Source organism: Paenibacillus apiarius (assembly GCF_017052585.1).
Classification (GTDB): Bacteria; Bacillota; Bacilli; order Paenibacillales; family Paenibacillaceae; genus Paenibacillus_B; species Paenibacillus_B apiarius.
In genome coordinates, this window is sequence record NZ_JAFFHZ010000001.1 from 1,837,873 (window position 1) to 1,849,633 (window position 11,761).

The 11,761-nt window shown below is 41.9% G+C and carries 15 protein-coding genes; all 15 read right to left on the minus strand.

The features are described 5' to 3' along the window. Positions 1-59: 59 nt before the first annotated feature. Positions 60-1,106, minus strand: a complete 1,047-nt coding sequence (gene pseI / locus JSQ80_RS08480; RefSeq protein WP_206095003.1) for a pseudaminic acid synthase — start codon at positions 1,104-1,106, stop codon at positions 60-62. Further along, positions 1,103-2,158, minus strand: a complete 1,056-nt coding sequence (pseG, locus tag JSQ80_RS08485; RefSeq protein ID WP_206095004.1) for a UDP-2,4-diacetamido-2,4,6-trideoxy-beta-L-altropyranose hydrolase — start codon at positions 2,156-2,158, stop codon at positions 1,103-1,105. The genes pseI and pseG overlap by 4 nt, the downstream gene beginning before the upstream one ends. An 18-nt stretch (positions 2,159-2,176) precedes the next feature. Continuing rightward, positions 2,177-2,902 carry a cytidylyltransferase domain-containing protein gene (locus JSQ80_RS08490; protein WP_206095005.1) on the minus strand — a complete coding sequence of 242 codons (726 nt, stop codon included), beginning with the start codon at positions 2,900-2,902 and terminating at the stop codon, positions 2,177-2,179. A gap of 31 nt (positions 2,903-2,933) precedes the next feature. Next, positions 2,934-3,383: a GNAT family N-acetyltransferase gene (locus tag JSQ80_RS08495; RefSeq protein ID WP_206095006.1), complete on the minus strand. Its 450-nt coding sequence runs from the start codon at positions 3,381-3,383 to the stop codon at positions 2,934-2,936. Continuing rightward, entirely contained in the window at positions 3,358-4,407 is a 1,050-nt protein-coding gene (locus tag JSQ80_RS08500; protein WP_206095007.1) for an SDR family NAD(P)-dependent oxidoreductase, read from the minus strand. Before JSQ80_RS08500 ends, JSQ80_RS08495 begins: the two co-directional genes overlap by 26 nt. Beyond that, positions 4,400-6,283 carry a motility associated factor glycosyltransferase family protein gene (locus tag JSQ80_RS08505; RefSeq protein ID WP_206095008.1) on the minus strand — a complete coding sequence of 628 codons (1,884 nt, stop codon included), beginning with the start codon at positions 6,281-6,283 and terminating at the stop codon, positions 4,400-4,402. Before JSQ80_RS08505 ends, JSQ80_RS08500 begins: the two co-directional genes overlap by 8 nt. A gap of 13 nt (positions 6,284-6,296) precedes the next feature. Continuing rightward, a complete protein-coding gene (locus JSQ80_RS08510; protein WP_206095009.1) occupies positions 6,297-6,929 on the minus strand; it encodes a hypothetical protein in 633 nt (210 codons plus the stop codon). Positions 6,930-7,030: 101 nt separating this feature from the next. Beyond that, a complete protein-coding gene (locus JSQ80_RS08515; protein ID WP_272491098.1) occupies positions 7,031-7,846 on the minus strand; it encodes a flagellin N-terminal helical domain-containing protein in 816 nt (271 codons plus the stop codon). 104 nt (positions 7,847-7,950) lie between these two features. Further along, complete coding sequence (locus tag JSQ80_RS08520) at positions 7,951-8,328, minus strand: flagellar protein FliT (RefSeq protein WP_206095010.1); 378 nt, start codon at positions 8,326-8,328, stop codon at positions 7,951-7,953. Continuing rightward, a complete protein-coding gene (fliS, locus tag JSQ80_RS08525) occupies positions 8,321-8,722 on the minus strand; it encodes a flagellar export chaperone FliS (protein WP_019424717.1) in 402 nt (133 codons plus the stop codon). The genes JSQ80_RS08520 and fliS overlap by 8 nt, the downstream gene beginning before the upstream one ends. Positions 8,723-8,742: 20 nt before the next feature. Then, positions 8,743-10,194 carry a flagellar filament capping protein FliD gene (gene fliD / locus JSQ80_RS08530; protein WP_206095011.1) on the minus strand — a complete coding sequence of 484 codons (1,452 nt, stop codon included), beginning with the start codon at positions 10,192-10,194 and terminating at the stop codon, positions 8,743-8,745. A gap of 18 nt (positions 10,195-10,212) precedes the next feature. Beyond that, a complete protein-coding gene (locus JSQ80_RS08535) occupies positions 10,213-10,599 on the minus strand; it encodes a flagellar protein FlaG (RefSeq protein WP_087434004.1) in 387 nt (128 codons plus the stop codon). Positions 10,600-10,651: 52 nt separating this feature from the next. After that, entirely contained in the window at positions 10,652-10,891 is a 240-nt protein-coding gene (gene csrA / locus JSQ80_RS08540; RefSeq protein ID WP_087434003.1) for a carbon storage regulator CsrA, read from the minus strand. A gap of 1 nt (position 10,892) precedes the next feature. After that, the gene (gene fliW, locus JSQ80_RS08545; protein ID WP_206095012.1) at positions 10,893-11,339 is read right to left on the minus strand and encodes a flagellar assembly protein FliW; all 447 of its coding nucleotides are present in this window, start codon (positions 11,337-11,339) and stop codon (positions 10,893-10,895) included. Next, positions 11,336-11,737 carry a DUF6470 family protein gene (locus tag JSQ80_RS08550; protein ID WP_206095013.1) on the minus strand — a complete coding sequence of 134 codons (402 nt, stop codon included), beginning with the start codon at positions 11,735-11,737 and terminating at the stop codon, positions 11,336-11,338. The genes fliW and JSQ80_RS08550 overlap by 4 nt, the downstream gene beginning before the upstream one ends. Positions 11,738-11,761: the final 24 nt, after the last annotated feature.

The window sequence follows — 11,761 nt, forward strand, 5'->3', positions numbered from 1 at the left end:
TTCCCTTTCACGAATTCATAATTTCAATATTTTAGTTCTAAATCAACGGTATTTTCCTTTTATAGCAAGTCCCATTGAATAGGCGTTCCTTTTTTTACGTTATGCTTTACTTGACGGCCTATAAATAAATCTGCAAATTTAGTTGGCAATCCTAGACCGGGACGAATTGCGCGAATATGCTCCGCTGTAAATGTTTCTCCCGCCTTCATATCTTTTGCGATATACAGGCTGCGACGGTGCTTTAAAGATGGCTTTTCCGAATTAGTCGGGCCGTAGGTAACGTTACCGAGACTTTGCCATACTCGTTCACATTCCTGAACCAGTTGCTTCATCTCAGCTGGTTCCATGGAGAACTCGGAGTCAACGCCGCCATCAGCTCGCGACAACGTAAAGTGCTTCTCAATGATAACCGCTCCTAGAGCCACAGCAGCTACAGAGACTCCTACCCCCATGGTATGGTCGGATAACCCAACAGGGCACCGGAATAGTTGTCCCATATGAGGAATTGTTGAGAGATTGGTATTTTCAGGTGAAGCCGGGTAAGTACTCGTGCATTTTAGCAGAACAATATCTCTGCATCCCGCCTCTCGCGCCACTCGAACTGATTCATCTAGTTCTGCCGCCGTCGCCATGCCCGTAGACATAATGATAGGTTTGCCCGTTTGAGCCACTTTTCTAATAAGCTGATGATCTGTGTTTTCAAAAGAAGCAATCTTATACGCCGGTACATGCAAACTTTCAAGGAAATCAACGGCAGAGTGATCAAATGGAGAACTGAATGCTATCAGACCGAGTTCATTACAGCGATCGAAGATAGGTTTGTGCCATTCCCAAGGGGTGTACGCTTGCTTGTATAATTCGTATAAAGAACTCCCTTTCCATAAGCTGTTCGGGTCATCGATATAAAAATCTCCTTCATGAATATCGAGTGTCATCGTATCCGCCGTGTACGTCTGAAGTTTGACGGCATCAACACCCGCTTTCGCCGCTTCCTCCACGATGGCTAGGGCGCGTTCCAAAGATTGATTATGATTACCGGACATTTCTGCTATAATAAATGGACGCTGGTGCGCGCCAATCTCTCTACCTTGAATTATTGTTTTCATGATGTTCCTCCTTCAAGAATGGCCTGCAGAAACGGATGTTTTTTAGTTTGGGCAGCAAGCTCCATAAGCTCCATTACGTGTTCACTCACATACTCCACCGTATCCGGAGATCGTTGCAGAAGTATGAGTTGGTCTGCCAATGCCTTGCCAGTGACAGATTCATGCCATCCCATATTCCAGGCCAGCCCATTCGCTGCCAGCGCTTCGGCCGTTTCATGTTGATTGGATGCAACAACAATATGTACGGAGGGGAGACCCATCATGCAGCGTTCCCACGTAGAAATCCCCGGAGAACCGATGCAAATATCGGCTTGGCGCATTAATTCAGACATATTCTGAACATCAACATGTACATGCACGTTAGGCATTCCGCTGCAATCGGCCAATATTCTTTCAACCTGTTTATTAGCGGCACCCACTATAATATCATATTGAAGCGCAGGAAAATGACCCTCACGCAAAGCCATTATTACTTTCCTTGTCTCTCCAGTGGGATCACTCCCGCCAAACGAGATTAGTACTCGATTTAATTTACGGCGCACATTTGCATGGGCAGCATGAACATGAAATTCATGACGAAGCAAGGCGTAAGCTGGTCCTAGAAAAAGTCTACATTCTTTGGGGAGAAGCCCTTCATAACGACAGTTCATGTTGAACACATAGTTTTGATCAAGCAATATATCACAGTCATGTTTACGATTTGCCATATCATCTATCAATGCAATTTTTTCTACATATGAACGCATCTGTGTTTCCCAGTGATAATCGATTCCATAGTGATCAACAATAAGACAAGCAATTGTCTCAGGGAATGTCGTTAGCACTTTTCTTACCGCTTCAGCATCTTCTGACCAATTTTTGAAAACCGGGAGAGTAACAATATTATAACCATCATCAATTAGTTTTTGATGGAGTGCCGATGGAAGAGGACTACATAAGAAAGTAACGTATGCCCCTTGTTCCCTCAGTTTATCAGCCAGTACAAGACAACGCATGATATGGCCTATCCCGATCCGCTCAGTGGCATCTGCACGAATAACGGCATGAAGCATAACTGCACGAACTCCCTTCTATTCAACTGCTTTCTGTTCAATATGCGCATTTATAGCCGCGACTTCGGGATGCTTGATTAAATAATCCAACACTTCTGCTGCAGATACTTCTACTTGACCGTTAAAGTATTCAGCAACAGCTTGGCATAAGGCATAATCCTCTTCAGTATCCAAGGTAAGTCTAAGCTTGGGATATTGGCGATTAATAGGTGATTCATATACAGTTGAACTGAATTCATCCGGATGCTCATAAGCATAATAGGTTACATGTTCACGATGTCTGGACTCCGAACCGTGCTCGTGCATGTAAGACAAAGCCCGAAAAGATACCATTTCTACTACTAATCCGCGAGGAAGTTCTCCTTGAACCATTATTATATCGGATGGGGACTGTTCCATAGCCTGCACAATTTCCGACGCCATCTCGTAGTCGACAAAGGGGCAGTCAGAAGTAACCCTTATCACAAAGTCTGGCGCATTTTGCACTGCACAGTCGTAGTAACGTGACAACACATCCTCTTCAGACCCTCTGAAAAACGAAACCCCATTATTTTCGCACCACTCTGCAATACGGTCATCGTTTGACAATGTGGAAGTAGCTACGATTACATCCGCCACTCCTTTCACACGTCTGCATCGCTCAACAACATAATGAAGTACCGGGCGATTATGTAAAGGCATTAATACTTTCCCCGGCAAACGCGAAGAACCCATCCTAGCTTGAATAATAATAATATTTTTCATATTAACCTCATTTTAATTTTGACCGTTTTTGTCACCGAATCCGATAAATATACTCAAAGAAAGTTTCATCTTCTTTACCTTTGCTAAATGAAGCTTTTTCAAAAAGTCTGACTGATGCTCGATTATCTTTTTTAATTACCGCAACAACTTTGTTGTATTTGGGAAACTCCGCTTTCACGAGCTCATTTAGGTGAGACAACATTTGAGAACCATGGCCGCGATTATTACATGAAGGATCCACAAAAATATTGATTAGAAGAAATTGTTCTTTCATATCCAATCTAAGCATGCCAATATTATTTTTTTCATTTACATAAATCCATATCTTCATATCAGCACGGGTTAAGGCTTCACTGAACCATTTTTGGTGCGATTCATAAACGATTGGAGACATATCAATGCACTGTCTTCTTATTTCCCATGAATTACGTATACGATATATCCAATCGCAATCGTCAAGTGTTGCAAGGCGAAAATTCATTTAGCGCCTCCCTGCCAATCAAGTTATGTGTTAACAAAAGTTCTTCCAATTTTGATTTCGCCATCGGTTTGATGAGATGGGAATTATAACTGGATTCCTCTGCAGGTTTGAGGTGTGAATATGCATTCTTGTTAATGAATGAATTTGGAATTACAAACATGTCATCCATCTCTTTAGCATGCTTGGCTTCTTCTTCCGTCATCAGTTCTTCGTACATTTTTTCTCCGGGACGCAAACCGATTTCCTTGACTTCGATAGAATCATCATTAAGATTTAAGAAATCGCAAGTATGCTTGATAACCAGCTCTGCCAGATCGTTCAATTGAATGACCGGCATTTTTAACACAAACGTTTCCCCGCCTTGGGATTGGAGCATTGCTTTTAACATCAACGTTGTTGCCTGATTCATTGTCATCATGAATCTGCTCATTTTTTGGCAGGTGACTGTAATGTAACCTTTTTCTTTAATTTGTTGCTGAAAGAGAGGAATGACCGAGCCTCGGGATCCCATTACATTCCCAAATCGTACGGATGCAAATGTTGTGTGTTTGGTGCCAGCTTGATATTGAGCAGCTGAGATAAGTCTTTCTGCCATCAGCTTGGATGCGCCATATGTATTGGTAGGAGCGATGGCCTTATCAGTGCTCGTAAAAATGACCTTGGAGACATTACGCTCCAATGCGGCTTGAATCACATTTTGCGTTCCAATAATATTAGTTTGCACCGCTTCAAAGGGGTTATATTCGCATGCAGGAACATGCTTCATTGCTGCCGCATGGAATACATAGTCTATGTCTTCCATCGCTCGAACGACGCGTTGATAATCCCTTACATCTCCGATGAGATAACGAATGTTGCTATATTCTCTATATTGCTGTTGTAATTTGAATTGTTTATATTCATCTCTGCTAAAAATACGAATTACAGCCGGATTGCAGGACAAAAGATGATTTAAAAGACCTGTGCCTACAGTTCCCGTTCCGCCGATAATCAAGATTTTTTTGCCGCGAAAAAAATTATGCATACGATTTCTCTGCTCCATTCGCAATCTTGTCTACACGTCTAATCGCTTCTTCCATGCATTTTTCTGCAAACGGAATAAATTCCGAAATACTAGTGGCAAATTTCCCTAGATGCTCGACAATTAATTTAGACTTTTTATACTCATTTGTCTCATTAACGATGTCGGGCACATAACGCATATATTGCGATAAGGGAGTATCCAATGCAAATGATATATATGACTTAAAACTGCCGCTGCCAGTCACTTGGCCCCATTGTTTATTTAATTTCATTAATAACTTACTGCACTTATCTTTTTGAGTGGGGTTTACATGTTCAAGTTCGGAAATGAATTTGATGATGCTGCTTGTCTTTTTATTTAACATCTTAAGCTCCTGCAGCTCACTTCTCAATTTTGCTCCAACTTTGCTGACCGTTTGTTCGCTGTAAGCAGGAATTCCTTCAACAAGTTGCTTAAACCAATTTTTATTACGTTCAGGTAATAGTAATAACTCATTGATACAATCTTTCAATGGTCTAAAAACTGTGTGTTTAATAGCCGCTCCCTTGCTCGATGTATTAATAAACTCGATATCCGTATATATTAATAGTAATAGCTCTAAATCTCTTAAAGTTACCAACATTTTTTCTGATGTACGGTTCTTTCCGCCATGAACATTTTCTATCCATTCATCGGCGGCTTCAATCGTATTCTTCTTTGCTTCCTCTGTAATATGTTTAACGCCTTCCGAATAATATTCATCATTAGGGTAAGACAGGTCTTGACCCGCCAAATAAATCTTCTTGCAGCCTAGGAAGGCTGCGAATTGAATGCAGGTTCCAGTAACGGATCCGCTTGAAATAAATGAAGGCTCGGGTTCTCCTTCGCTCTTTGAGAATAAATATGGAGTTACTTCTTCAAGGTTTAATCTTGTTGATAATTTCCATTTATGATTTTGCTCAGCGATTCCATGATGAATCGTCGTTGCAAATAACAACGGAATATGGGTTGTATCTACATTTTGAAATACCTTTAAGTTGGGTTCTCCTCCATCCATTGAAACGACAAGGTGCGGTTCAATACCATGATGCAATAAAGCTTGCACACTCGAGCCTGCAGCTATAATTAGAACTTTAGAACCCAGTTTTTTTATGCATTCAATATCATCCCTTAGTGAGGGACCCGATCCAGCGATGATGGCAGGTATATCGGTGCAAGCTTCTTTAAGTGATGCTATGGATTTAGAGGTTAACACTTTATCTATATTGTAAATGATATTTTGAAACCATGCTTTTTCAAAATAATATTGCGTTATATAGTTAGCACGATATTGCAATAGAATTTGTTTCGATATGGTATGAAGTTTGCTAATAGTTTCACCGTATAATTGCTTATAGATAGGGATAGTCACTTCTTCGAACTTATCTGTCACTAGGCTTGAAATGGATTGGAGAAGTTGGATTAATACATGATCTTCTTCTCCAACTGCCAATGTTATGACGCTGGGATGGTTCAATATCCCTGTCAGATCACGAAGCTTTAACGCTAAATGCAGCAGCTGGATATCCGGCTCATAAATATAATATTTCTTCGTTGGATATTTTTCCAACAGATGCTGCAGGTGATAACCTAGCCCTAATCCAACAACTAATACATGGCTGGATTTTTCTAATCTTCCTTCAGTAGACTTTAGCCAACCTGCAGCTTCCCTATCCGGATCGTACAAACTATGTAAAGCGACAACCCTTTCATTTTTATGTATTTCAACATTCGGACTGCCGTCGCGTGCTGTAATATTACGATATATGCCGCCATCTACCGTACTCGCTTCAAGTAATGCAGCTACTTGAGGAAAGTGTTTGCTTAAGACCTTTGTATTCGACAATAGATAATCCAATATCGCTCACTCCTTAAACAACGTCATTAATCCAAGCTTCCAGCATAGGAACAAGCTCATATTGGAGAAGGTCTGAGACGCCAACGTAATTGCTCCAACTTAGTTGTTCATGGAATTTTTCAACAAAAGCCTCTATATTTTTATACAAGTGCTCAAGGGAATCTCTCGTCCCGCTCACCTCATTCATCCCGTCACTTATTGCATAAGCGAACTCCAGAGCGCTAACAGTCCAGTGTATGGAATCAATAATAGGTGTTATCAATGTTTTCATATCATCGACTTCTTCGGCGTACAATCTCTCAGCAATTGCAGGGATTTCATGAACAACTCGCGGCAAATAAGCTTTCAAATCTTCCAGTGTAATTGCAAAACACTCGGCTTTTGTTTGTGTTACTATATTTAGTTCATTAATATTTTGATAATTCTCCAATATGATTGATTCATATCCGTTATAATATCTCTCTTCGCCGATTTCAACATAATAAATTAGACGATCGGCCTGTAATATGGGCATCGTTCTTGACATCCAAAAATCATTGACTTCTTCTGCGGAATGAAACTCTCTCTCTTCCCAAGCACCATCAATACATATCTTCACAAAAATCACACCCTTGTGTTTATAACTACTATGCTTTATATCGGTCATTCCCCCTAATAATTAAATAGGTACCCTATTAGTTCCTTAGCTCTATTTAAATAGAAAAAAAACCTCGTTTAAAATAAACGAGGTTTTTAAGCAAAAAAGAATTAGCCCAACAATTTCAGTACGCTTTGCGGCGCGGAGTTCGCTTGTGCCAACATAGCCGTACCTGCTTGAACCAAGATTTGGTTACGCGTGAAATCAGTCATTTCTTTAGCCATATCAGCGTTGCGGATACGGGATTCGGAAGCGGACAAGTTTTCAGCTGTAACACCCAGGTTGTTGATAGTGTGTTCCAAACGGTTTTGAACCGCACCAAAATCTGCGCGTTGTGTAGATACTTTGTTAATAGCGCTGGAGATTTTAGCAAGCGCGGAAGCTGCTGCTGATTGAGATGAAATTTTCAAGCCATTCAATCCCAGAGCAGAAGCTCCCATTGCAGCTAATTTCGCAGTAAGAACGTTAGCTTTATCTACACCGATTTGGAACTTGATGCTGCCGGCTGCGCTCAGCAATTTCGTGCCATTGAAGTTTGTGGAAGTGGCAATGTTGTTGATTTCTTTAAGCAACGCATCCACTTCTTTTTGCGTGTTCGCACGGTCTTTATCGTCATAAGTACCCGTAGCGGATTGGTTAGCCAACGTGTTCAAACGTTGCAGCATGGAGTGTACTTCTGTCAAAGCACCCTCAGCCGTTTGAATCAGGGAGATACCATCTTGCGCGTTGCGCATTGCTTGGTTCATACCGCCGATTTGGAAACGCATTTTTTCAGAGATAGCAAGACCTGCTGCATCGTCTGCCGCACGGTTGATGCGGAAACCGGAAGACAATTTTTCCATTGTCTTACCCATTGCAGTGTTGTTCATGCCCAAGTTGCGGTGAGCATTGATTGCGCCTACGTTCGTGTTAATAAACATCGACATTCTTAATCATCCTCCATGATATCATTATTGGGCCACATCCTTGCGGCCTATTATATATATCGAATAATGCTCATACATTTTTTATAGCTGGCACATAAAAATATTTATTTTTTTTCATCAAAATAATAAGCAACCTGATCCGTTCTTCCCATACCTTGATAAGCATTCATGATTGTCTTGCTTTGGCGGACGCCTTGAACTTGGGAGGTCAGTTGGCTGAATTGTCTTTCCATGCGATCGATAATGGACTGATAAAGAACCCGCAGCGTGTGACAACGGGCAGCTTCCTGTTCCCTCTCTTCCCCGCTGAGCGCTCCTGTCTCTTCAGACGTCAAGCGTCTTTTTAAATCATCCCAGTTCTTCTCGAAAAGCTGATACGCTGCCTCCTGCCACTCCGCACTATCTTTCATCTCAAGCAAATACCGCTGGCACAAGTCAATCATCTCATCATAGATTAAAAGTCTGCTGCGCGAATCAAGCATAATTTTGACCTGCCGTAACTTCTTTTCCAATCGTTTCCCAGGCGTCTTTGATGGATTGAATGACTGTTTTGGCTTCGGCTAGCGGCTGTGCTGATTTCTGAATATTAGCCTGCACTAATTGCTCGATAACATATAAGTACAAATTTTTTAGGTTTTGCGCAACTTCTCCGCCCTCACGTTCGTTCAAGCAAGCAATCAACTCGTAGATGATATCCTGCACTTTCAGAATATGCTGGTGAGCCAACAAAGGATTGCCCTCCGAAAGCGCAGCTTCCGCCTGATTCGTGTACTTTAGCGCCCCGTAATACAGCATCAAGATTAATTTATGAGGGGAAGCCGTTTCATATTTATTTTTTTGGTATGCTTGATAACCGGCGGTCATATTCGTGTACATCTATTCATCCCCTTAGCCCGCTAGCTGCTGCTTTTAGATAAACTGTTGATTTGGCTGGTCATCCAAGATTGTTCGTTTTTTAATTTGCTCAGAGCCACTTCCATCGCTGTAAATTGTCTCTTTAATTGCTGCTCTTTCAACGTCAGGCGATCTTCCATTTTGCTCATTGATTCCGTTATAAAAGAGATTTCAGAATCGTAGCCATTCACGCGAGATTGCAAAATCCCGTTAGCTTTGCTTGTCCAAGTAGGAAGCTCTTCGTTAAGAATGGTTGCGATCCCTTGCTTCTTGTTTCCTGCCGAATCTGTCTCATCCATATTGAACATGGATATTACTTTATCGGGATCCCGTTCCAAGGCTTCTTTGAATTTTTTCTCGTCAAAGACGATTTGCCCCGTCATCTCGGTCCCTTTTTTATCCTTGTCAATTTCAATTCCAAGTTCTGACAACGTGCCCAAGCCTGCAATATTGCTTGACATCCAAGTGCCCAATTCCATATCCAACTGCCGCAATGTTGAGTCCCCTTGCAGCGTTGTTTTCCGGTAAGGCGTCTTGTCATCTTTTGGTTTTTCTTCTGGCTTCGCCATGCCTTCACGAATGAGCTTGCGGACTTCATTAAATGCATCCACGAATCCTTTAACCTTCTCAATGACCTTTTCGGAATCTTGCCCCACCGTAATCATTGCCGAAGAAGACTCTTTTTGCAGCTGTAATGTGACACCGTCAATGACGCCTTTAACCTCGTTAGAGGAACTTTTAACGCTCAAACCATTGACTTTCAATTCTGCATCTTGCGCCGCCTGAACCTCTTGGAAATTGCCGCCGGACACTAGGCCAAGATTGTTCAAGATGTTGCCACTGCCAGTGATGCCGATTCCTGAGGTTCCTCCGCCTGTATGGAACTTATTTTCAACGCCCGTTTTCACCGAAGTGAGGACCAAGGTTTTGTTTCCCGGAGATGTTTCTACCAAGGATGCGGAGACTGTTTTGCTATTTTTATTGATATCGTTTTTAAGGTTCTCCAGCATTTCCCCATACGTCTTCCCTTTCAGCGTAACGTCAACCTTACTCCCATCTGGCTGGGTCAAGGTAATCGTCTCGTTTTCGAGTGCGCTGGAATCGCCTTTTTCACTGAATTCATTTGCTTTAATAACATGCGACTTCGCCAACTTATCTACCGTAACCTGATAGTTACCGGTTACGGCATTATCGGAACCGACCGCTTTCACGGCTTGCTCATCCGAGCTTTTGGTCGATGTCAGCTTAAAGCTCGCGTTAAACGTTAAATCGGAAGCTTTATCACGCAGGGTAGACAGCTTTGTATTCAAATTCCGAAAATATGACTGAAAAGCAGAGAAATCGCTTTTCTTCTGCTCCAGATTGGTATACGGGATTTTCTCCAACATCATTAATTTTTCAATCATCATGCCCGTATCCAGATTAGAAGCGAGACCACCAATACTAAATCCCATCGTTACAACCACCTTCCATTAAATTTTTTCATCCAAAAACATTCCAATCAACTCTTTCATCTTTACAGACAATTCGATTAGAAACTCTGGGGGCAGACTGGCGATAACTTCTTTTGTCGCCTTATCAACAACCTCGACATATAACTCTTTTGCATCATCATGATATTTAAAATGAATTTCTTTACCCGAATTTGCGATTGATTCATTCAGTTCTTCCACTTTTTTTTGCAAATCCTGCTTTTCCTCAGGCCGTAAGTGCTCGTAATCAAACTTTTCAGTCCCTTTTTGCGAGGCAACTTTTTCTTCCGGCAACTCTTTTACGAGCACATTCCTTACCGATTGTATCGTCGCACGATGTACTTGCAAGTCTAATCCGTTGGTGTCTGTACGATGAACATTTCCCATCCTAATCCACCTCGTAACATGTACATATTTGCTTTTCGTTTGGTCAATCCTCTTAGTCCTTCTTTTTAAACTGCTTTAACATTTTCTCCATCTCTTTATCAGACAGGAGTGTTTGTCCAGCTGTAGTATTTTCTTCAGCAATACTCTCGTACAGTTCTTTACGCATAATTTGAACGTTTTTTGGAGCAGAAAATCCCAACTTTACGTATTCTCCTTCCACACCGAGAACGCGGACTTCAATTTCATCGCCGATCATTACAGTTTCACCGATCTTACGTTTCAGAACGAGCATGCTAATCTCCCCTTCCTTGGATAAAATAACGAACGGGAAGGTTAGAGTCTGTAACAATATACTGACACGCTTTCTGTGTCTTTGGCGAGAACAGAACTGGAGCCCGCAAGTTTACGCTAATCGCGCCATCGATAATGTTAACCACAAGCATCGTCACGATATCTTCGGGTTGCTCGATTTCCAGAGCCTCCACTGTAACTTTGTCAATCGTAAAGCTGTAGTCCTGAACATGCTCGGCGGGCATTAATATGAAGCTTCGTTCCTCATCTAATGCGTGTAAAATATACAACACCGAATCTTCATAAGGCATCAGCGCATAAGAAACTATCGACTGAAAGCCGACCATTCCTTTGACAAACTCATAAATTTGATGAGGTTGAGGAAGAAGCTCCCCATAACTTGGACTATTAATCACCGTTGATGTCACATGTTCATTCGTCGATTTCAATCTCGGACAACACCTTTCGTTTGCACTTCAATTTCTGGTGGATATATCCGCACATCTATAGATACTCCTTGGGAAGGTAAAGCGTAAATGCGAACTTCTTTCTGTCCCTTCTGCATGTACCGTTGAAAAGCAATCTGACCGAAGGTAACCTTCTGCTTCGCAATGTTGCCAAGGCTATCGCCTTCTTGGGCATACTGTTCGGTTGCACTCATAGCCGCTTGGCGTGCAGAATCACTTATATCCTGGGCAACCACCGATGGCCGCTGCAGCCCCAGCTCGTTCCACACCGAATCCCAATTCATGTCGATTTCGACACTACGGTTCTGTATATGTAATTCTGCCGGTTCATAACGAAATGCATAAGACTGGATTTGACGAATGGTATCCGATATCCGCAATCTTCATCATCCTTCCACAGAACC